Here is a 22,296-nt window from a genome sequence, read left to right on the forward strand (position 1 = left end):
TATGTTTGATTTACCCCAGCTCAATTTAAAAAATAAAGTATCAGAACAAGAGTGGCAACTACGTGTTGATTTAGCCGCATGTTATCGATTAGTTGACCATTTTCGTTGGGGGGATTTAATTTATACGCACCTTTCTGCTCGCCTACCGGGCACGGATCATTATTTAGTGAATGCCTTTGGCTTAACGTTTGATGAGATCACTGCATCTAACTTAGTCAAAGTAGATTTAAATGGCCGCATTATTGACGATACACCCTTTAATATTAACCCTGCAGGGTTCACTATTCACAGTGCCATTCACGAAGTACGTGAGGATGCACATTGCGTTATACACCTGCACACCAAAGAAACGATTGCGGTTGCAACACAAAAAGAAGGGCTGTTACCGCTAAGTCAGTATTCGATGTTTTCATTGCCGTCTCTGTCTTACCATGGCTATGAAGGTTTAGCGGTGAATGACGATGAGCGTAAACGCCTGCAAACAGATTTAGGCACCACCAATCATATGCTATTGGTCAACCACGGCGGTTTAACAGTAGGCCCAACGGTAGGCGATGCGTTTATGCGCTTTTATGACCTTCAGCGTGCCTGTGAAATACAGTTAGCCATTCAATCAAGTGCGCAAGAAGCGGTGGCTGTACCTCAAGCTATTATTGATAACATTTATAACCAAGCGAACGTCGTTCACAGCGGCAGTACAGGGGGCCAGCTAGCATGGCCTGCCATGTTACGAAAAGCGTATCGTCTTGATCCTAGTTTTGCAAAATAACCCACTGAAGGTTAATAAGGAATTTTTATGAAAGTAAATCGCGTTGAAGTCTTTGATATTCATTGCCCTGATCGTCCTGCATGGACGCCGGTATTTGTTCGAATTCATACCGATGAAGGTATTAGCGGTGTTGGTGAAGCAGGTCTTGCGTACGATTTAGGACACAGTGCCGCTGCTGCGATGATCAAAGAAATGGCCGATGCCTTTTTAATTGGACACGACCCGTTTCAAACTGAAAAACTATGGTCGCGTATGTTGCGTGAAAGTTTTTGGGGTCTAGGTGGTGGGCCGGTGGTTTACGCAGCAATGAGTGCGATTGATACGGCGCTTTGGGATATAAAAGGTAAAGCATTGGGTTTACCGGTTTATCAGTTGCTTGGCGGTAAAGTTAACGACAAGCTGCGTACTTATGCATCACAGCTGCAGTTTGACTGGGACAGTGAATTTAAAGCGCTGGTACAGCCACAAGAATATGCAGAAGCGGCACTAAAAGCGGTGGCGGAAGGTTACGATGCGGTGAAAGTCGATCCAATTCAATACGATAAAGACGGTAACACCTATTACGACCGCACAAATATTATTTCTCGCCCAGAGATGAAACTATACCGCGCACGTATGCAGGCTATTCGAGAGGCCGTGGGTGACGAAGTAGATATTATTTTTGAATGTCATAGCTTACCAGGGGCGACATCGGCAATTCAAATTGGTGAAATTGCAGAAGAATTTGACTGTATGTATTTTGAAGAGCCGGTGAATTACTTAAACCATTCATTACATGCAAAAGTGGCTGACAAAGTGGCTGTGCCTATTGCAGGCGGCGAGCGCTTGTATAACCGCTGGGGGGTACGTCCTTATTTAGAAGATCAAAGTATTGATGTACTACAGCCAGATATCGGCTTATGTGGTGGCTTTACCGAAACTAAAAAAGTATGTGATTACGCTGATATTTTTGATGTGCGTATTCAGGCACACGTATGTGGAGGGCCGGTTGCAACGGCGGCATCATTGCACTTAGAAACAGCGATCCCTAACTTTTTAATTCACGAGCATCATACTTACGCGATTAAAAAGTGGAATAGAGAGCTATGCTTACAAGATCCACAACCTAAAAATGGTTTTTTTGAAGTATCAGAAGAACCAGGTCTTGGGATTGAGCTTAACGATGAAATTGTAATGCGCTCACAACGCGTAGAAATAAAATAGTTTACTCTGTTGAGGAATAGCCGGTAAGTGAGTTGTCACTTACCGGCTTTTTTATCGCTGTGGGTTTATTTTACAAAGTACTTGTTTTAGTTCAATGGTTGCTTTGCTATCAAGGTGGCGAACAAAACAGCGCTCTCCCTTAGTCACGAGCTCAAATTGATCTGGCATATTAAGTTGCTTGCCCAAAATAGGGTTGCCCTGAGGATCTTTATGATTAAGTTGCTCAAGGGTAACCGTGCTTGAGGTGACAAAAACATCGTCTGCTAATTGAACCTGCGAGCTATGCAGCAGCTGCGCAATTGCGTCGGCTACTTTAGCGCTATTAGGCTCAATTAGTAACGCATGTTGCAATTTAGGTGTGGGCTCTGAGCTTTGTGCTAAGCACCCACTTAAAAATAGCGAAATTGCAGTTATTGCTAATAAAATCTTCATTGCTTATCTCATGTTATCACTAAGAATAATATTCTGTTTAAGTACAGTCTGAATTCGCGCGTCTTTTACTTCAGGCATATCGGTGGCGATAGTGGGCGCAAAACCGAGAACACTATTTATTGAGCTTGGGGCTGGGCAACTGCCGGTTGCTCTATAACTAAGTGCGGTATTAAGTAAGCCTTCACTTGCATCACCTAAGCGTTTGCTAAAGTCATCGGCAACAGCACAGCCTGCAATAAGTACGGGCTGGCGCGCATTATCAATGGTATTTTGCGGTGCAAAGCCATCTGAATATTCACCAAAACCTTTGTTATTTTCGCCAGTAAATTGAATGGTAAAATAAGTAGTGTCGCAGTTATCGGTTGGGTAAAAGCCATACGGTTTACCACAGGTGCCAGCCCCTATCTGAATGATTTCAACATCGGCTCCGCGCAGCCCGTTAATTATAGCCTCACTGGCTGAGCAGGTACTGCTGGTGGTGAGTACAAATACCCGATCTAAATTTAACGTTGGTAATGGGGTGCCTGCAGCTATTGCAGGGTTATTTTCAAACCCGACAAAACGATTTGTAAAGGGCATGGGGGTCAGTGTTTGCCCTGTGATAGGGTTGGTATTGGGGTATTTATCGTTAAAAATAGTGCGTTCAAATATTTTGCCTTGGGTATTGCTACCTGCCACCATATAGCCTACTTGGCTGGCCATTTGTAACAAACCACCGCCGTTATAGCGCACATCAATGACTAAATCTTTAATGCTGCTGGCAGCGAGTTGGTTAAAGGCGTTGTAAAGCTGCGTTTCGGCTATCGCGTTGTGGCTATTAAATTGAAAGTAACCCACATCGCCGTTTGCTAAATCAGTACGTACGTTCATTACTGGTTGCGACTCGATATTTTGAGATGTGAGCGTAACAATGCGATTTTCATTAGTGCTGATATCCCTAAATACAAATTCGGTAACTTTACCTGTTTGTTCTGGGAATAAACCTGCGTTAATAATAGCTACCTCGCTTGATGAGGTCGTGTTAATAAAATCAACACCATCAACTTCTAAAAGCTCAAAGCCCCTAATAATATTTTGATTACTAGCAGGGGTATTTGGCTCGGTATAGCTAACAATTGCTTGGCGCGGCGCACTACCAGCGATTATTTTTATATTAAAGCCATAACCAAAGCTTAGGCCTGATTGATTTTGTCTTTGCCACTCATCGGTTGGCAAACTAAAGTGAAAGTTATCTTTTTTCGCACCCGACTCAGTCAGTTGCTCCGTTTTTAAAGTATTAAAGTAATCAATGACGCCTGACGTTAATGCCGGATTAGTATCAATAATTTCGTCGTACCATAAGTAGGTTTCGTTACTCCAAGAGCGTAGCCAGTTTTTTTCATTAATTGCTTGGCATTGACCTTTAAATTGCCCTGAGCTAGCAAATACACCAGAAGTCCAGCCGCTATTGTCTGTTGTTGGGTTGGTCGCATTGTCGCTACCTCCACCGCCACAACCTGTTAATAAAGTGGCTAGCGAAAAAGGGAGTAATGTGTATTTGAGAGAAGATGAATTAAAAATGGCCATACGCATGCTCGTTTTTTAAACTGTTGAGCTAAATATAGCGGTTTTTATTTAGAGTTGATAGAGTCGCGCTGCATTTTTGTAACTCAAATGTTGCCATGTAAGCTCATCGCTACATAGGCTGCGATAATGATGCCATAACTCATTGTAGTTAATGTTAATTTGGCACACGGGGAAGTTGCTGGCAAACATCACTCTTTGCATACCAAAATGCTTTAAAATATGTGTTAAACATTGGGTTTGCTGCTCGCTATTAAGCATTAGTAATTCAAAGCCTGAAAACTTCATCGCAACATTAGGCTGTTTTGCAAGTAGTTCAATTGCAGTTGCCCAGTTAGCAAGGTTGTGTGCAAGCCCTGCGTGATTAATGATGATTTGTAAGTCACTAACTTGGTTGGCATAAGAAATAAGTTGCTCGGTGATGTTGAGGTTTTCTATTTCAAATTGCGCTTCAAAATGCAGTTTTAAGTGGCTCAAGTGGCGCAGGTTATCGAGACAATGAGGGTTCAATAAGCGCGTGGCATCATGACCTTCAGTGATATCTCTAATGCCGACAAGGGATGAATGTTTTAGATGTTTAAGTGCTAGTTTAAATCCGTTATTTGGCTGGTTAATTGTTGCAAAGCTAATCGCTTTGTAAGGTAGCCTTTTTATATGCTTTGCTAACCAGTTTAATTCATTAATAGGTTGCTCATTATCAAAGCCAGCTTCTATATGCACTAAACCAACGAGTTCAAAGTCCGTACTTTTGATTAGTTCAGCAACGCTAATCGGTTGTTTTATTTTATCTAAGTTAGGCCAAGCGGGTGGGTTAGCACCTTGCAGCCAGGTGTATTGACCCTCCAGCAAATTAAAAAAATGCACATGCGGGTCAATAATTTTAGTACTCATTGCACTGTGTAACCGCCATCAATGCGTTGCAAACTGCCGGTAATAAAGCTGGCTTCTGGACTTACTAAAAAGTTTACCAGTGCTGCAACTTCATCGGCTTGGCCTAAACGATTAAGTGGTTGTAAAGCAGCTTCTTCGGCAACAATATCTGCCTTATTTGCGCCACTTTTTTTGCAGTATGCATCAATCGCATTATGAAATAATGGCGTTTCTATGGTGCCAGGACACACGGCATTAGTGCGAATATTAAAGCTTGCGTAATCTAAGGCGGTGGTTTTAGCCATCGAAGCCAATGCATGTTTAGTCAGGTTATAAGCAAATGAGTTTTGTTTGCCAATAATGGCCTGATCTGAGGCAATTAACACAATAGCGCCATCTTGTTGTGCTTTCATGGCTGGTAATACGCTTTGTATAGCCGCGTACGCACCTTTAACATTCAGTGCCATTAACGCATCGAATGTCGCTTCATCGGTTTGCTCAATTGTGGCACTTAGGTGCTTGCCAGCATTTGAAACAAGTACATCAATGCGTTGTGTTTTTTCAATAATAGCCTGTATACACTGGCGTACGACGGTTACATTACTAACATCACATTGATGAAAAACACCACTCTTACTGGGTTCAATATCTAGGTTATGAACCTGATAGCCGCTCGTTAATAATCGCTGAACCACAGCAAAGCCAATGCCTTTAGAGCCACCGGTTACTATTGCAACTTTTGACATACTTGTTCCTTTAATTAGCAATTAATGTGCGTGGCCGCAACCACCTTCAGCATGAACATGGCCGTGAGAAATCTCTTCGTTTGTTGCTTCTCGAACTGAGACAACCTCAACATCAAAAGTCAGCGTTTTACCAGCAAATGGGTGGTTTAAATCACAATCAGCATTAAAGCGGCCTACTTTTACAATGGTTACTTGGTGGCGACCTTGGTTTGATTGCACCATAGCAGTCATGCCTGGTTTCCATACTTTTACATCACCTTGAAGGTGCTTAAGCGGAATGCGCTGAATTAAGTCATCAACACGCTCACCGTATGATTCACTTGGAGATAACGTTACGCTAAATTTATCACCAGCAGTTTTACCTTCAAGTGCGGTTTCTAAACCGGGTAGCATGCCTTCGCTGCCGTGAATGTAACTTAATGGCGCGTCGTTAAGGCTACTTTCTATTTGCTCACCGGCTTCGCTAAGGGTGTAATGAAATTCAACGGCCGAATTTTTACTGATTTGCATGCATGTCTCTTTAAGATTTAAATAAATTAAAAAGCAATTTTACGCGAAATACTGCGCTTTAGAAACTTAACGGGGATGATTTAATGTATTTTGTAAGTCGAGTAACAGATCTTTTTTAGCCGGTGTGGTTTTAGGTGTCGCAGCTTGGGGTATAAATAAAACTAACTGAGTCCCAGGCTTTAATACGCTAGATGCTGATAACTTATTCCAACGTGCTAAATCGCTATGAGCAACGCCATAAAACTGACTTATATTCCACAGGTTATCACCGGGTTTAACGTGGTAATCTACCTCGATGGTTGGAATGACGGGCTCTTTTTGTTCCAGGTAAGGGCTTATTTTATAGTTAATAGTGAGCGATTCAGGTAACGTTTGAGGCTCTCCTAAAATAAGTTTTTCGCCAACACCAATAAAGTTATTTTGCTTATTATTGAGCTGTTTTAGTGCCTTTAAAGGCAAGCCAAAATGCCTAGCAATACCGTATAGTGTGTCATTTTTTTTGACTATGTATTCGCCTGCAAAATTGGCTTTAAAAAAACGGTTTTTTAGTAAAGCTTGTTGCTCAATAGGAAGCAATAAAGTATGCGGGCCATGGGGGGAACTTTGGTTTTTTAAATAACCCCGATTAAGAGCATGTAGCTGTTTTACACCCATACCAGAGAGCTTGGCCATAATTGAAAAATCGAACTGTTTTGCCACATTTAACGAGGTGGTCAGTGCTTTATAAGGAAGCTTTGGGCGTTTAAATTTTGCCTTAGGGTGTTTTACTAAATAGCTTAATGCTAATAGTTTTGGTACATAGTCAGCGGTTTCTTTTGGTAGGGTTAGTGCCCAAAAGTCAGTTGACTTCCCTCGTTTTTGATTGCGTTTTATAGCACGTTTAACTCGGCCTTCACCGGTGTTATAGGCCGCAAGTGCATGCAACCAATTACCATCAAAACGTTTATGTAAATAGCTTAAGTAATCTAGTGCTGCATCGGTTGAGGCCAATACATCTTGGCGTCCGTCGTACCATTGATCTGATTTAACCCCAAAATGATGTGCAGTTGCTGCAACCAGTTGCCACACACCCACAGCGTGCTCACTTGAGCGGGCGGTAGGTCTAAAGCCACTTTCTACAAATGGCAGTAATGCCAGTTCCATAGGGAGCTGCTTTTGCTCTACTTTTTTTACGATATGATATAAAAAAGGCTCTGCACGGCGAGACACTATTTTTAAATAATTCGGTTGTTTTAAATACCAGTTAATGCGTTTCTTTAACGCCTGATTTTGCTCAACCGGTAAATGTAAGTTATCAGCAATATGTGCCCATAAGTCAGTTGGTTGAGTTACTTTTAGGGCTTTAGGTATTGTTTTTTTATTAATGATTTTTTTGGTGTTTGTAGAGTTCGGCGTGTTTGATTGTGCGGTTTTTTGCTCTACAGGTGCAGGGACTACAGGCGCAATGATCTCTGGCTGTGTGGTTTTACAGCTACATAGCAATACAATGGCAAAGCATAAGATCAGGTGACGCATTTTGTTCCTTTTTAAAAAATATATTTCCATATTTTAACACAATCCATTGTGTTCAGTTATTGACTGTTTTTAGCGCGAAGTAATCCCGATTGCAAAAATAAGTTACTTGATTTTATATCAAGTGGTTCTTGTTGGTAAGGTTTTAGTACTTCACTTGGGAATTTTTTTTGTAATTGCTCAATACTGGCTTCAGGGTTATTTTTAACCTGCTCCGTAATTGCTTCTAAAAACGTGAGTGACTGTTTTAATTTAACTTTATCGACTAAATTGCCATGGCCAGGAACAAAAAGTGACAGCGAATTATTATTTATATATTTTTTTAATAAACTTTGCCATTGTTTAAGCTCGCCATGCCCAGGGTAGGGAAGCCAGTCAATGATATCACCACCTATTAAGGTTTTACCTTTGTCGGCAAGCAGTGTTAGATCGCCATTAGTATGTGCCTGATGCGGGTTGATAGTTAATACATAATTTCCTAAATCTAATGTTTTAGGCTCACTAATACTCATTTTTGGTGGTGTTAGTTGATAATTCTGCCAGCGAAATAAGCGTGTTTTAGCGCGAGTGAGCTTTTCTCGCCATTGAGCTTGCTCTGCATCGGGTAAGGTGGCTAATCGCTGATAGCTCAGCTCAATGCTTTTCTCGAACCCCTCTAGCTTATCTGTTAATGCTTGCTGATAACGCGAAAAGTCGTTAGCGACTTGTTGGTGAGAAATCAGTTTTGCGTCTGGGAAGTAATGCTGCATAACCGCCATGCCCAGCAAGTGATCGTCATGAAAATGAGTGGCAACTAAGTAACATAAAGGCGTCTTTAGCTGTTGTTTTAGTTCGGTAACCAGTTGTTCTACTGCTGCAAAGTTACCACTGGCATCTACCAGTAAGGCACACTCACTGCCCTGAATTAACACTTGATTAGAGTCGTAAAAACGTAACCTATCTGGCTGCTTGATAAATTGAATATTAGCCGATAACGATTGCCACTCAACTGCTGCATTGCTTTTTGTATGTATAAATAGGCAGATTAAAGGGAGTAAGCACTTACCTATTTTTTGAGCTTTAGTTAAAAGTGGTTGCATCTTTTTCTCTAATTATATTTTGACGGTAAAAACAATAAAAGCGCAAAATGCGCTTTTATTTAGTGTGTTCAGAGTTTGAGCTTAAGTATTGACTCAGCTTATCAATCAATTGATCTTGATGCTCAAGCTCAACTGATTTTTGAGTTTTTGCTTCAAGCAATTCGTGGCTTAAATTCAAAGCAGCCATAAGTAATGCCTTTTGATCGTTTCTGACAGTTGAACGTTGTTTCATTTGTTCAACTAAATCATTCAGATTTTTGGCGGCCGCTTTTAGTGCCTCTTCTTGCCCAGCCGGACAAGCAAATTGCTGCTCTTTACCAAGCAATTCAACAGTGACTCGCTGGTTTTGCAGCTCAGACATTAGCTTGCCTGTTGTGCGCTTTGTAATTTATCTAATAATGACGACAAGGTGGTGCTTGCATCTTTTTGTTTTTCTTCATTTTCAAGGGCTTCTAACTGTAATAACTCATTTTCATCAAGCAGTTTACTGTTTTGCTCTTTAAGCTCTGTAATATCAGTTTGCAACTGATTATTACGGGTAATTAGTTGGTCGATCAGTTGTTCGAGTTGTTGAAGAGTATTGTTGTTCATAAATGCGCTCATATAACTGTAATTAATGTCATGCAAATGTAAAGCAAAGTGTGTTTATTTGCCAGCATTTACGCTGGTTTTAGGTGATTTTTATTCTATGTTAAGGGATAATTCATGCTATTGGCTTTTTCATTCAGAAATGGTTCACGTAAACACCCGCTTTTGCTGTGACGATTGCCAAAGCAGTGTGCTTTATGGTTCACTAATTTTATTAAACAGCGTATGGCGAAAATAAATAATGCTTAGTTACAGACACTCCTTTCATGCGGGTAACCCTGCCGATGTACTTAAACATTTAGTGTTAGCGCAAGTGCTGGGTTATCAAACAATAAAAGATAAGCCGCTTGACTATATCGATACGCATTCGGGTGCTGGTTTTTTTGAGCTGGCAGCACCAGACGCGCAAAAAACCCAAGAGTACCAAGATGGCATAGAAAAACTTTGGCAACATACCAGTCAGCACGGTGCCTTAAACGACTACATTGAATTAATAAAATCGTTTAATGAAAGTTCGTCTCTGGCTTTTTACCCAGGTTCACCAAAAATCGCCGAACACTTTTTACGCCGCCAAGATAAGGGCTGGTTTTTTGAGTTGCATCCGCGAGATTTGGTATTACTTGAAGAAAACATGCAAGGTAAGCGCTCTATTCGAGTGCGCGGCGAAAATGGGTTTGCGGGCTTAATTGGTTTATTACCGCCAGCCTCGCGCAGAGCCTGTGTGTTAATAGACCCACCTTATGAAATAAAAGACGATTACAATACGGTAGTACAAACCATTGTCAAAGCCCACCAACGCTTTGCGACGGGTACATATATGATCTGGTATCCGGTTGTGGACAGAGAACGTATTGATAATATGGAGCAGGGTTTAATTGACGCGGGAATTAAAAATATTCAATTATTTGAATTAGGTACCGAAGCAGATACAGAAGTACATGGTATGACCGCCTCTGGAATGATAGTGATAAATCCACCATGGAAGCTGAAACAAACGATGGATGACGTGTTACCTGAACTAGTAAACTTGTTGAGTAAGCCTAGTGGTTTTTACCGTAGCGAGCAGCTAGTCGCCGAATAAAAATAAATAAGCCTAGGGCCTGTTGACCTTTGCGGATTAAAATTTGTTCAAACTAGGGGCGGTTTAATCGCGGCGCGAGGTTTGTAACCTAGTGGGCTAAGTAAAAACCGAGCAAAGCTTCCGCGTCCTGCTCACGCCCCTTACCTACATCCATGTAGGCAACAAAGAGTAAATCAGAACCCTTCGGGCAGCGCCTGTTTGGCATTGATGCTGCGTTATCGCCTATTTATGGGGAATAACCACACCACATAGGCTCTGCCTTGCCTAAATACCAAACAGACTGCTGCAAATTTAACCTTGAAAAATCAACAGACCCTAGTTTAACTGGGCTTATTTATTTGCTTAGATGTGGGGTATTGTTACGTTCTTAATCAAAAGTAAACAGCGTTAAAGGTAGCAAGTTGGTTGCCTGCCTCATTTTGTAATACTAATTTTTCACCATTAATTTGCCATTGCGTTGCTGCCTGAAGCACAGCCGCCATCGCGCTTTCTTGTTCCATATTGTCATGACACATTTTTTGCGTGGTAGCTAACTGCGTAAAAGTCACTGCTTGCTCCGATACTTCATAACCGCCATTAAAGTTATTACATCCTAAAAAGCCGTGTACAGTGTTATCACTATTAAACTGAATAAATGGCTCTTTGGTATTCACTACAACAGGGTTGCCGTCGATTGAAACTGCTTTGAAGTAGGTGTTTACTAAGTCAACGTCTGGCTTTGGCGCTACTTTTGAAACAATAATCTCTAAAGGCTCTGATGAGGCCGTATTATCAAAAGGCGGGTTACTCGTTGTGCTGGTGTATAGCAAGTTTCCTTGATTATTAATGGTTGCACGCACGCTATAGCGGTGAGTTGGGTCAATCTTTTCAAGGTTATACTCAAGCTCTACTTTATAAGGCGGTGCGCCTACTAAATCAATTACCTGCTCAGAGATAACCGTTGCTGCCACATCCATTTTTGACACATCAACCAAGGTAACGGTTAGCTGTGAATTAGGCGCAATTAGGCTGCGATCTAAGTAACTAACTTGCACAGGTAAGGTGGTCATTGTTTGCGCCACAGCACTATTTTGCTGCGCTGCGTCATCGTTACATGCGCTCAGCATAAGTGTGCCACTTGCTAAAAAACATAGGCCTGCAACCGACTTTAAGATTGAGTTTGGCTTTGGTGAGAACATAACAGTTCCTAGATATAATTACGGATATAAACAGTAGCATACGGCTAAGTTACTTAATCATCGCTTAACTTGTAAATACAGCCAATACAGAAAGTTGAGATATAAAAAAAGACGCTTGGCGCCTTGATTCGTTACTTATTTTTTAACGTATTTAGTTAAAATTACAATACGTTGTCCATCAACACGCCCTTCAATATGTTCTGGGTTGCTAGTTAAGCCAATATTGCGCACAGCAGTACCGCGCTTTGCAGTTAAGCTGCTACCTTTCACATCTAAGTCTTTTATTAAGGTGACGGTATCGCCAGCTTGTAGCACTACGCCATTACTATCAATGTGTTTAATATCATCATCTTCAGCAAGCGCTTGCTGAGCCCATGTTAATGTGTCTTCTTCAAGGTAAATCATATCAAGTGCGTCTTGTGCCCAGCCATTATCGGCTGCTAGTCGTGTCAGCATGCGATAAGCAACAACTTGTACCGCCGGTGTTTGGCTCCACATGCTGTCATTTAAACAATGCCAATGAGTAGGAGTTAAATCGCGGGTGCCCTCAATTTGATCTTTACATGTTTGACAGGTGTAAATGCATTTATCTGAATGAGCTTCGGTAACTGGAGGTACTTCGTATACAGTTAAGTTATCTGTTGCTGCGCAGAGTTCACATTGGTTGTTGCTACGCTCTATTAAGGCTTGTTCAATGCTCATATTAGGGGCTCTTGTGAGTTTATAAAAAATTTATAATCGCATTATACCTTATAACCATAACCTTTGGGTATGCTCAGAGCGGCTGATAGCAGCAAAACCTTATAAAAAATAAGGTTAATAAAGGTTTTTATTTTAAGAATATAAATTTAGGCTTAGTCGCTTGTTTTTTATTCGAATTAAAATTGCAGCAAGTCTTTAAAGTTTCACTATACTGGTTAGGTATAACAATAAAAATAACGCTTACATCACTGCAAAACAGGAAGGGTAATGCCAAATAATCCAGACGTAAAAAATTCATCTATTTTGGTCACTCAATATATTGCTAGGCAACCCATTTTTCATGCTGATAGAAGCATTTTTGCCTTTGAGTTACTTTATCGCGATTCAGTTAATAATGCCTTTCCTGCGGGAACAACCGACGGGCAGGCCACTGGGCGACTTTTTTTTAATGCGTTAATGCTGGTTGGGGTGGAAAAGCTGGCGCTTAATCAGACCGTGTTTATAAACCTATCTAGCGAAGGGCTTTTAGAGGATTTACCTACATTATTGCAGCCTGAAAATACTGTAATTGAAATTGTTGAGCGTACTGAAAATATCGAGCTTGTTACTCAACGAGTAACTGAGCTAAAAAAAGCAGGGTATGTATTTGCGTTAGATGATTATGACGCGCATGAAAAATGGCAACCTTTGCTCAGTTTGGTTGATTATATAAAGCTTGAAGTAGAAGAGCCTATAATAAAAACCACCATGCTACTTAAAAAGCTCAAACGCAATCACCCTGAGGTTAAAATAGTGGTAGAGCGAATTGAAACCTATGACGAATTTAGGCAGCTTAAAGAAGCTGGATGCGATTACTTTCAAGGATTCTTTTTTGCACGGCCAGAAATGCTCAGTTACGGTAATGTTGAGCCGTTAAAAATGGCGGTTTTTGATTTATTGCGCTGCACATCTCGTCCTGACTTGGATTTTAACGAAATTAATCAACGTATTTCTAAAGATGTGGGTTTAACCGCACGTGTTCTCAAACTAGTTAATGCCCGCTCTGCTAATAAAAATTTAGTGATTACGTCAATTCCACAAGCGGTTGTGTATTTAGGGGAAGATTCTATTAGAAAGTTTGTACGAGTACTGGCGCTGAGCGAACTTGGCTCAGACAAACCTAGTGAGCTTACTCGTTTAGGTTTATGTAGAGCGCAGTTTATGCAATTGATTTTAGAGCCCGGCGGAAAGATTATTGCAGAGCAAGGCTATTTAGTCGGCTTGATGTCGGTGCTTGATGCTATTTTAGATATGGAACTGGAAGCTATTGCCAAAGAGTTTAGTTTAGGGGCTGAGTTATCTGGTGCACTTTTAAGTTTTGATGGCATGATGGGGAACTCATTACATTTAATAAAAGCAGTAGAAGAAGATAACTGGCAATTGGCTAAAAAGTTGCTAGAGACTATTCGCCCTGCATCAGATATAGAGCTGGTGTATACAGCCATGTTAGATGCGCGCCAATATGCGGATGAGTTATTAGCCACCATTATTGAACAAGACTAACGCAAAACGTTTGGGTATGATTGGCACATATTGATTTTTACTTAGTATTACACCATGCGTTTACTTTTACCTATCACGACTATTTTAATTGCCTTAGCTTTATTGATCCCCGGGGTGACACAGCCGGTGTTGAGTATGGAAGGCAAAATTGATAAATCTAAACTTGCTCAAGCTGGTATTGAAATGCTGGCAGATGAAGGAAATCAAAACACCCGCAATATGCTAATGATGGTCTCGAGTATGTTGGGGTTAGACAAACTTGAAGGTGAGATCAGCGCTTATCAAAAAACGCGTAGTATTTGGGGCACCGTTAACGAACTGGCCGATAACAAAAACTACTTAGTGGCGATATTAGTGGCGTTTTTTTCAATAGTGATCCCAACAATTAAGCTGCTGCTTCAATTGTTTTATTGTGCACTGAAGGAGACTTCGTTTAAGTACAAGCTTGGTAAAGTGATAATTGGCTTAAGTAAATGGAGTATGGTGGATGTGTTTGTTATTGCATTAATCGTGGCTTACATGGCTGGTAATGCAAACGCGAACTCAGAAGACTTACTAAATATGCATGCTGAGTTTGGTACTGGTTTTTGGTATTTTACCGGCTATTGCCTGTTCGCTATTGCGGCTAGTAGCTTGATAAAGCCAGTGGTAAAAACCAGTTAATGATTGAGTTTTAAACGCAGTTACCATAAACTTTTAGCGTCTATTTACTTTTAGGTTATTTCATTGCAACGTATTTACTGTATTTTACTCACGCTGACCTTGCTACTCACTTTTGTGGGTCAAGCTGTTGCGTCTGTATCTATGGTATGTGATATGCCGCATATGAACATGGCAACCCATGCATCGATGCAGCATAGTGAAATGGCAATGAGTGACGACGCTGATACAACAACCATGTCTATGGATTGCTGTAGTGAGCAAAGCACGTTAACCCAAGATTGCAGTTGCCCGATGAGTGCTTGTAATTCGCATTCGGCCTTGCACGTAAACTCGCTATTTATAGCCTCTAAATTATCCTCTGAAAAAGTGCACCTTGCTGTCATGCAGCGCCAACCTAATTTTGCACGATCTCTTTATCGTCCTCCTATGCCTGCATAACCGCAGGATAGGTGTATTCAAAATCTAGCCATTTAGCTTTTTGTCATCTATCTGCTTAAAAATTTAATCGTTTTTTATTTTTTAAATTTAAGTGGAGCAAGTGATGAATCACTTCGCAGTATTAAAAGCCGTTTGTGTGAGCAGCTTATTGAGCATTAGTGTCTCTGTACACAGTGCTGAACTGAGTTTAAATGAGGCAATTAACTATGCCTTAAACCATGAGCCTTGGCTTAAAGCCAGCAAACAAAAACAAGCATCAATTGAAGCAAAAAGTATTGCCGCAGGTACCTTACCTGATCCGGTACTCACGCTAGGGTTAATGAACTTACCCACTAATGGTTTTGCTTTTGATCAAGAAAATATGACCCAATTTAAAGTAGGAATTAGCCAATCGTTAAGCCGAGGCGATAGTTTAGCATTGCAGCAAAAAGCACTGTCTCAGTCGGCTGCGGCAGAGCCTTGGCTTCGTAAAGATAGACTCGCGCAGGTAAAAACCACAGTGACCGAGTCATGGCTCAATGCGTTCAGAGCGCAGCGAACTATTGCACTTATTGAGCAGGACAAAGCCTTGTTTACTCAGCTAATCGATATTACCGAATCAAGTTATGTAAGCTCGGTGGGTAAAACACGCCAACAAGATATTATTCGTGCGCAATTAGAGCTAACCCGCCTTGAAGATAAACTAATGCAACTTGATCAACAGCTACAAGGTGCTAAAAAGCGGTTAACACAATGGTTGCCCATCGACATGCTAAGCCAGCCTGTTGGTGATGACTTTTCAGCGCTTGCAGCGTTAAAAAACTACACGGAATTAGAGTTTCAGCAATTAATGGCATTGCTATTAAAGCACCCCGCTATTATGGCGATTGATAATGCAATAGAGGCAAAGCAAACTCAAATAAGTGTGGCTGAGCAAGGCTATAAACCGCAAATTGGTGTGAATATGGGATATGGTTATCGCGATGATATGCCAATGGGTGGCTCACGAGCCGACCTTTTCTCTGTAGGAGTGAGTATAGATTTACCGCTATTTACCGACAATCGCCAAGATCAACTCGTTAATGCCGCGATTGCTGATAGCGAAGAGGCAAAAACACAAAAATTAATTGCCCTTAAAAAGCTACAAGGAATGTACTTTAAGGAAGTCAGCCAACTAACACGATTAAGTCAGCGAGCAGCGCTCTATAAAACTAAATTATTGCCGCAAATGGCCGAGCAATCCCAAGCGACCCTTAATGCTTATACTCGCGATGATGGTAATTTTTCGGATGTGATGCAAGCGCGGATCAGCGAATTAAATGCCAAAATAGACGCACTTAATATTCATGTTGATCAAAAAATTATTATTGCACGGTTAAATTATTACGCCAGTGCTGATGACGCCAGCTTAAAAAACTTATCACAGCAGGAGCTAACCTATGAATACTAATTTAAAATTGTCATTGGTGGCTATATGCAGTGCAGCGCTGACGGCCGGGGTGTTATTGAGCTTGCCAGCTGAGCACACTATGCCAAGCAATGACAAAACCAGTAGTAAAAAAGAGCCGCTTTATTGGGTGGCACCAATGGACAGTAATTATCGTCGTGATGAACCGGGTTTATCACCTATGGGTATGGATTTAGTGCCTGTTTATGAAGAGTCAGACAGTGGCGCCAATGAAGGCCCCGGCAGTGTTAAAATTTCACCTACCGTGATCAACAACTTAGGTGTACGCACGGCACCGGTGGAGTTTGCAGCGCTGGAAAATGAAGTCAACACGGTAGGCTATGTACAGTATAACCAAGACCAGCTCATTCATATTCATCCGCGGGTAGAGGGCTGGGTAGAGACATTATATGTGAAGGCCGCAGGCGATCAGGTTAAACAAGATGAGCCACTTTATACCTTGTATTCACCGCAATTAGTCAATGCCCAAGAAGAGTTTGTTTTAGCGTTAAAGCGCAATAATCCGGTGTTAATTCGGGCGGCTAAAGCACGTTTAAAATCGCTTAATGTGTCTGAGGGTTTTATTTCACGCTTACAAAAAAGTCAGCAAGTGCTACAAAATATTACTTTTTATTCTCGCCAAGGTGGCGTTGTTGATGAGCTTAATATTCGTGAAGGGTTTTACGTTAAACCAGATACATCAATGATGAGTATTGCTCAGCTTGACGAAGTGTGGGTTGAGGCTGAGGTATTTGAACGCCAAGCAGAACTTATTCGTGTTGGTTTACCGGTAACCATGACACTCGATTATTTAAGTGGTCAACGTTGGCAAGGGCAAGTGGATTATATTTACCCTACTTTAGATGCTAAAAATCGTACTTTACGAGTGCGTTTGCGCTTTAATAACGAAGGTCATCAGTTAAAACCAAATATGTTTGCGCAAGTGAGTATTCATAGCCAAAAAGCTGAAAAGCAGTTAATTGTGCCTAAAGAGGCGGTTATTCGCACTGGTAGCCAAAACCGCATTGTAATTGCGCTTGGTGAGGGGCGTTTTAAATCGGTTGAAGTAACCTTAGGGCGAAGCGATGCGACTCATACTGAGATTTTATCGGGTGTTATGGCTGAAGATGAAGTGGTTACTTCTGCGCAGTTTTTAATTGATTCAGAGTCGAGTAAAAGCTCTGACTTTAAGCGTATGCAAGCACCTTCGCACAGCACCATGACAATGAGTGATAGTGCCCCAAGTATGGCTACTGTGAATGGAGTGATTAATAGCATAGACCCTAGCACACGGGTTATGAATATTAGCCGTGAGGCGATTGAAAAGTGGGGGCGCGGACCTGCAACTATGGACTTTGTGTTAGCAAAAAATGTAACCATTGAGGCGTTTAAGCTAAATGATGAAGTTATATTTACCTTTAGTATTGAGCAAGGTGAGTTTGTGATCCATACAATGACTTCTGTGCATGCTATGCACAGTCAGCACGAGTAGGAGTGGTTATGATTACTGCAATTATTCGCTGGTCTGTTGTTAATCGTTTTTTTGTACTGTTACTGACCGCAATACTTATTGGTGGCGGCTTGTATGCTGTAAAAAACACCCCAGTAGATGCCTTACCCGATTTATCTGATGTACAGGTTATTGTTAAAACATCTTACCCTGGGCAAGCGCCGCAAGTAGTGCAAGATCAGGTCACATTTCCTATAACCACGGCGATGTTATCGGTACCAGGGGCGCAAACAGTACGCGGTTTTTCGTTTTTTGGTGACTCCTACGTGTACGTTATTTTTGACGAAGACACCGATTTATACTGGGCGCGAAGTCGTGTTCAAGAATATTTAAGTCAAGTATCTGCGCGTTTACCCAATACGGCAATTGCAGAGCTTGGCCCCGATGCCACAGGAGTTGGTTGGGTGTATTTATATGCACTCACTGATACCACAGGTAAGCATGACATAAGCCAACTACGCAGTTTACAAGATTGGTTTTTAAAGTTTGAACTGCAAACTGTGCCCGGTGTATCCGAAGTAGCATCGGTAGGTGGCATGGTGAAACAATACCAAGTTAACGTACAGCCCGATAAGTTACGTGCCTATGGTATTCCGCTAAGCCTTATTCAAACTGCCATTAAGCAAGGTAACCAAGAAATGGGGGCATCAGTTGTTGAAATGGCAGAAGCCGAATACATGGTTACCAGCACTGGCTATGTAAAAAGTGTGGCTGATTTAGAAGCGATTCCTCTAGGTATAAACGCTAACGGTACTGCACTACAGTTGCGTGATGTTGCTAATGTGCGTTTAGGTCCTCAAATGCGCCGTGGTGTTGCCGAGCTTAACGGCGAAGGCGAGGTGGCTGGTGGCGTAGTAGTGATGCGCTTTGGTGAAAACGCGCAAAAAACTATAGAGCTCGTCAAAGCTAAATTGGAGTCACTTAAAAAAGGCCTGCCTGAGGGGGTTGAAATTGTACCTGTGTACGATCGCTCTCACTTAATAAAAGACGCAGTTGATAACCTCACCTCTAAATTGACGGAAGAACTTATTGTAGTGGCTTTAGTGTGTGTGGTGTTTTTATTCCATGTACGCTCATCGCTGGTGGCTATTATTACCTTGCCCTTAGGCATACTCACCGCCTTTATTATTATGTATTGGCAAGGGATTAATGCCAACATTATGTCGTTAGGGGGCATTGCTATAGCGATAGGTGCCATGACCGATGGTGCGATTGTGATGATTGAAAACATGCATAAACACATGGAGAAAAAACCGCTGACCGATGAAAATCGTTGGCAAGTGGTGATTGATTCTGCCAGTGAAGTAGGGCCTGCATTATTTTTTAGCTTATTAATCATTACAGTTAGCTTTATGCCGGTGTTTATTTTAGAAGCTCAAGAAGGGCGAATGTTTGCGCCATTGGCTTACACAAAAACCTATGCAATGGCGGCATCTGCCGGCTTAGCAATTACCTTAGTACCCGTACTGATGGGGTACTTTATTCGCGGTAAGGTGATATCTGAAAATAAAAATCCGGTAAACCGTTTACTAGTAAATAGTTATAAGCCACTGTTAAACACAGTCTTAAAATTCCCCAAAAGCACCTTGTTGGTGGCACTGATTATTACTTTAGTGGGCTTTTATCCGGTAAATAAAATAGGCAGTGAGTTTATTCCACCTCTTGATGAGGGGGATTTAATGTATATGCCAACCACTTACCCTGGGATTTCTATTGGTAAAGCGCGCGAGCTATTACAGCAAACCGATAAGCTGATTGCCACTGTGCCCGAGGTGAAAACCGTATTTGGTAAAATTGGACGAGCGGAAACGGCAACCGATCCGGCACCACTCACCATGATTGAAACCTTTATACAGTTTAAGCCTAAAGATCAATGGCGCGAAGGCATGACCACCAAAAAGCTCAAACAAGAGCTGGATGCTTTAGTAAAGTTCCCAGGACTCACAAACGCTTGGGTAATGCCTATCAAAACGCGAATAGATATGCTGGCTACAGGGATTAAAACCCCTGTGGGTATAAAAGTCGCGGGGCCGAATTTGAGTGAAATTCAAAAAATAGGTCAACAAATAGAAGTACTGCTTAAAGATCTTCCAGGTACCGCATCGGTTTACTCAGAGCGAGTAGCGGGTGGGCGTTATATCAAGGTCGATATTAACCGTGAAAAAGCAGCGCGTTATAGTTTAAATATTGCAGATGTGCAGCAAGTGGTCGCAACCGCCATTGGGGGAATGAACGTGACTGAAACGGTTGAGGGTCAAGAGCGATACCCAGTTAATATTCGTTATCCGCAAGCGTATCGTGATTCACCAGAGGAGTTAATGCTGCTGCCTATTGTAACCCCTGCTGGGCAACGCATTGCACTTGCCGACGTGGCTGATGTATACATTAGCGATGGCCCTCCTGGCATAAAAAGTGAAAATGCCCGTTTAAATGGTTGGAGCTTTATTGATATTAAAGATACTGACATTGGCAGCTACGTAGAAAGTGCTCAGCAGTTACTAAACGAGCAGCTAATTTTACCCGCAGGGTATTCTATAACTTGGGCAGGGCAATATGAATACATGGAGCGCGCTAAGGCGAAACTGAGTTATGTGTTGCCGTTAACCTTAGCCATTATTGTGGTACTGCTTTACCTGAATTTTAGAAGCTTCACTGAAGTCTTTATTATTATGGCGACATTACCACTGGCGATGATAGGGGGTATTTGGCTCATGTACTTAGAAGGCTTTAATTTCTCTGTTGCTGTGGGGGTCGGCTTTATTGCCCTTGCTGGGGTGGCCGTAGAAATAGGCGTTATTATGTTGGTGTATTTAAACCAAGCGTATAAAGCGCAGGTACAGGCCGCCTCTCAATTAGGAAAAAGCATCAGTATTGAGCAGCTTAAACATGCCATATTAGAAGGCGCTGGTTTGCGCGTTCGCCCGGTAATGATGACGGTAGCAACCATAGTGATTGGCCTGTTACCTGTTTTATATGGCACAGGCACGGGGAGTGAAGTAATGAGTCGAATAGCCGCCCCCATGGTTGGCGGTATGTTTAGCGCCATTGTTTTAACATTGCTGGTATTGCCTGCTGTGTATTTATTATGGCGAAAGCGAAACCTATAATTTTTACACTGGTTGTGTAACTTGTACTGTAAAAAATCAGTACAAGTTACCCATCCTTACTTTACCTACTGATTTTATTGTTTTTTTTGTTGGCATGATTCACGCATCTATTTAATAATTAGGGTTAAATAGTAAGGAACGCACATGCAAGTTAAAACAATCCAAGAAGTGTTCGATTGGACCGTTCAATTTCACACACAAATGGCCGCTAATTTTTTTAGTGTAAAGGACCTACTCGGGGAGCATAACAAACAGCTAATTGATTATTGTGTTGAGTATGAAAAAAAGCTCGCTGAGGATTTAATTGGCTTTAAAGCCATCACGCAAATAAACACATTAGATACGTATTGTTATGAATATTTTTCAGAGCATTCAGAAATTATTAACTTTACTGATTTAGATCGCAGTAACCAGTTAGATGAGCAAGTAATTCAAGAGTATTTATCTCAGCAGCATCAAAAAGTATTGAACGCATATAGTTATTTGGCAGATAAAGCGCAGTCACCAGAGGCTCAAGAAAAGCTAGGGGAGATCTTACAGCTCGAAGAGCAAGGTCTGAAGCAGATGATGCAAAGTATTAACCGTCATGTAGATATGTAGCACTGGGTGTTATGCATAAAAAAGGCGCTGTAATAAGCGCCTTTTTCGTGTTCATACTAGTAGTACTGATTTAACTTTGCTCTACATCAACCACTAAGTCACTCGTAATTGACTCAAGAGCGTTAATTACTTCGTCTTTGTTAAGCCCATTAGGCAGGCTAACGGTGGCAACGGCACTAAAAATTGGCACCCCCCAGTTTGGCGCACTTTGCTGCCTTGAGTTTAAGTTCGTAATATTAGCGCCTTTATGACGAATAACACTTGCCAACTCTTGGACAATACCGGGACGATCGTTCCCGGTGATCACAAAATTAAGCTGCTCGAGTTCAACAGGCTCAATTTCGGTGTTGCCTTTTTCAATACGGACATCTAATTTAGGAAGCCCATTAAGCGCATCTTGAAATGCCTGTAAATGCTCTTCAGCCACCTCAACTTGTATAATGCCAGCAAAGTGGCCAAGCAAATGACTTAAATTACTGCTTAACCAATTACCGTGGTTTTCCAATATAACCGATGAAATACTTTCTACTAAACCGGGGCGATCTTCCCCTAAAATGGTTATTACCAACTGCTTCATAATAGTTCTCTTTTTAAGCCCAAATGAAAAAATAAATGCATAGGCATTAAGTGATGCGATCTAATGTATGTGATTCTTAATGTATGTAAAAGCTAACCACAAAAGGATTGTTATATCTTAATAGGTTACTTTATTATTGTTATATTAGATGCCCATTGAGTATTGTCTTGGATAAATAGTTTGTCCAATTAATAATTGAT

Annotated in this window: 22 protein-coding genes; 10 read left to right on the top strand and 12 right to left on the bottom strand. The window is 41.4% G+C overall.

Going from position 1 to position 22,296, the window contains the following annotated elements; genetic code table 11:
* Nucleotide 1: 1 nt before the first annotated feature.
* Both QL986_RS14430 and QL986_RS14435 read left to right on the top strand, forming a co-directional pair.
* Complete coding sequence (locus QL986_RS14430) at nucleotides 2-769, top strand: class II aldolase/adducin family protein (RefSeq protein WP_013466014.1); 768 nt, start codon at nucleotides 2-4, stop codon at nucleotides 767-769.
* Nucleotides 770-796: 27 nt separating this feature from the next.
* Entirely contained in the window at nucleotides 797-1,972 is a 1,176-nt protein-coding gene (locus QL986_RS14435; RefSeq protein ID WP_010391702.1) for a mandelate racemase/muconate lactonizing enzyme family protein, read from the top strand.
* A 51-nt stretch (nucleotides 1,973-2,023) separates the two neighbouring features.
* Here QL986_RS14435 and QL986_RS14440 read toward each other — a convergent pair whose 3' ends face one another.
* From QL986_RS14440 to QL986_RS14480, 9 genes are all read right to left on the bottom strand, one after another.
* Nucleotides 2,024-2,404 carry a hypothetical protein gene (locus QL986_RS14440; RefSeq protein ID WP_013466013.1) on the bottom strand — a complete coding sequence of 127 codons (381 nt, stop codon included), beginning with the start codon at nucleotides 2,402-2,404 and terminating at the stop codon, nucleotides 2,024-2,026.
* Between the two features lie 3 nt (nucleotides 2,405-2,407).
* Entirely contained in the window at nucleotides 2,408-3,970 is a 1,563-nt protein-coding gene (locus QL986_RS14445) for a S41 family peptidase (protein WP_036956723.1), read from the bottom strand.
* 48 nt (nucleotides 3,971-4,018) lie between these two features.
* The gene (locus QL986_RS14450; RefSeq protein WP_290191659.1) at nucleotides 4,019-4,858 is read right to left on the bottom strand and encodes an amidohydrolase family protein; all 840 of its coding nucleotides are present in this window, start codon (nucleotides 4,856-4,858) and stop codon (nucleotides 4,019-4,021) included.
* Nucleotides 4,855-5,583, bottom strand: a complete 729-nt coding sequence (locus tag QL986_RS14455) for an SDR family oxidoreductase (RefSeq protein ID WP_290191660.1) — start codon at nucleotides 5,581-5,583, stop codon at nucleotides 4,855-4,857. The genes QL986_RS14450 and QL986_RS14455 overlap by 4 nt, the downstream gene beginning before the upstream one ends.
* 21 nt (nucleotides 5,584-5,604) lie before the next feature.
* On the bottom strand, nucleotides 5,605-6,093 hold the full coding sequence (locus tag QL986_RS14460; RefSeq protein WP_024601945.1) for a peptidylprolyl isomerase: 489 nt from the start codon (nucleotides 6,091-6,093) through the stop codon (nucleotides 5,605-5,607).
* A 66-nt stretch (nucleotides 6,094-6,159) separates the two neighbouring features.
* Nucleotides 6,160-7,608, bottom strand: a complete 1,449-nt coding sequence (locus tag QL986_RS14465) for a transglycosylase SLT domain-containing protein (RefSeq protein ID WP_290191661.1) — start codon at nucleotides 7,606-7,608, stop codon at nucleotides 6,160-6,162.
* A 56-nt stretch (nucleotides 7,609-7,664) separates the two neighbouring features.
* Nucleotides 7,665-8,684 (bottom strand): MBL fold metallo-hydrolase, encoded by a 1,020-nt coding sequence (locus QL986_RS14470; protein WP_054202645.1) that lies wholly within the window; start codon nucleotides 8,682-8,684, stop codon nucleotides 7,665-7,667.
* Between the two features lie 55 nt (nucleotides 8,685-8,739).
* Nucleotides 8,740-9,045: a cell division protein ZapA gene (locus QL986_RS14475; RefSeq protein WP_010391716.1), complete on the bottom strand. Its 306-nt coding sequence runs from the start codon at nucleotides 9,043-9,045 to the stop codon at nucleotides 8,740-8,742.
* A complete protein-coding gene (locus QL986_RS14480) occupies nucleotides 9,045-9,275 on the bottom strand; it encodes a hypothetical protein (RefSeq protein WP_008113449.1) in 231 nt (76 codons plus the stop codon). Before QL986_RS14480 ends, QL986_RS14475 begins: the two co-directional genes overlap by 1 nt.
* A gap of 238 nt (nucleotides 9,276-9,513) precedes the next feature.
* On the opposite strand from QL986_RS14480, the gene rlmJ reads away from it, so the two are divergent.
* Complete coding sequence (gene rlmJ / locus QL986_RS14485; RefSeq protein ID WP_010391717.1) at nucleotides 9,514-10,353, top strand: 23S rRNA (adenine(2030)-N(6))-methyltransferase RlmJ; 840 nt, start codon at nucleotides 9,514-9,516, stop codon at nucleotides 10,351-10,353.
* Nucleotides 10,354-10,724: 371 nt separating this feature from the next.
* On the opposite strand, the gene QL986_RS14495 is transcribed toward rlmJ, so the two are convergent.
* Together QL986_RS14495 and QL986_RS14500 are read right to left on the bottom strand one after the other, a co-directional pair.
* Nucleotides 10,725-11,531 carry an META domain-containing protein gene (locus tag QL986_RS14495; RefSeq protein ID WP_290191662.1) on the bottom strand — a complete coding sequence of 269 codons (807 nt, stop codon included), beginning with the start codon at nucleotides 11,529-11,531 and terminating at the stop codon, nucleotides 10,725-10,727.
* Between the two features lie 135 nt (nucleotides 11,532-11,666).
* Nucleotides 11,667-12,233, bottom strand: a complete 567-nt coding sequence (locus tag QL986_RS14500; protein WP_024601949.1) for an alkylphosphonate utilization protein — start codon at nucleotides 12,231-12,233, stop codon at nucleotides 11,667-11,669.
* Between the two features lie 267 nt (nucleotides 12,234-12,500).
* Here QL986_RS14500 and QL986_RS14505 point away from each other — a divergent pair, with 267 nt between their 5' ends.
* The 7 genes from QL986_RS14505 (at nucleotide 12,501) to QL986_RS14535 (ending at nucleotide 21,519) form a co-directional block, all read left to right on the top strand.
* A complete protein-coding gene (locus tag QL986_RS14505) occupies nucleotides 12,501-13,775 on the top strand; it encodes an HDOD domain-containing protein (RefSeq protein ID WP_024601950.1) in 1,275 nt (424 codons plus the stop codon).
* Between the two features lie 54 nt (nucleotides 13,776-13,829).
* On the top strand, nucleotides 13,830-14,438 hold the full coding sequence (locus QL986_RS14510; RefSeq protein WP_024601951.1) for a paraquat-inducible protein A: 609 nt from the start codon (nucleotides 13,830-13,832) through the stop codon (nucleotides 14,436-14,438).
* A gap of 63 nt (nucleotides 14,439-14,501) precedes the next feature.
* Nucleotides 14,502-14,876: a hypothetical protein gene (locus QL986_RS14515; protein WP_024601952.1), complete on the top strand. Its 375-nt coding sequence runs from the start codon at nucleotides 14,502-14,504 to the stop codon at nucleotides 14,874-14,876.
* Nucleotides 14,877-14,979: 103 nt separating this feature from the next.
* Nucleotides 14,980-16,305, top strand: a complete 1,326-nt coding sequence (locus tag QL986_RS14520) for a TolC family protein (protein WP_290191663.1) — start codon at nucleotides 14,980-14,982, stop codon at nucleotides 16,303-16,305.
* Complete coding sequence (locus tag QL986_RS14525; RefSeq protein WP_024601953.1) at nucleotides 16,295-17,794, top strand: efflux RND transporter periplasmic adaptor subunit; 1,500 nt, start codon at nucleotides 16,295-16,297, stop codon at nucleotides 17,792-17,794. The genes QL986_RS14520 and QL986_RS14525 overlap by 11 nt, the downstream gene beginning before the upstream one ends.
* An 8-nt stretch (nucleotides 17,795-17,802) precedes the next feature.
* Nucleotides 17,803-20,919, top strand: coding sequence for an efflux RND transporter permease subunit (locus tag QL986_RS14530; RefSeq protein WP_290191664.1), 3,117 nt, complete (start codon nucleotides 17,803-17,805; stop codon nucleotides 20,917-20,919).
* A gap of 144 nt (nucleotides 20,920-21,063) precedes the next feature.
* Nucleotides 21,064-21,519, top strand: a complete 456-nt coding sequence (locus QL986_RS14535; RefSeq protein WP_058155306.1) for a hypothetical protein — start codon at nucleotides 21,064-21,066, stop codon at nucleotides 21,517-21,519.
* A 70-nt stretch (nucleotides 21,520-21,589) separates the two neighbouring features.
* Here QL986_RS14535 and QL986_RS14540 read toward each other — a convergent pair whose 3' ends face one another.
* Nucleotides 21,590-22,096, bottom strand: coding sequence for an ACT domain-containing protein (locus QL986_RS14540; protein ID WP_013465996.1), 507 nt, complete (start codon nucleotides 22,094-22,096; stop codon nucleotides 21,590-21,592).
* Between the last annotated feature and the right edge of the window lie 200 nt (nucleotides 22,097-22,296).

Source organism: Pseudoalteromonas sp. APC 3250 (assembly GCF_030407915.1).
GTDB classification, from domain to species: domain Bacteria; phylum Pseudomonadota; class Gammaproteobacteria; order Enterobacterales; family Alteromonadaceae; genus Pseudoalteromonas; species Pseudoalteromonas tetraodonis.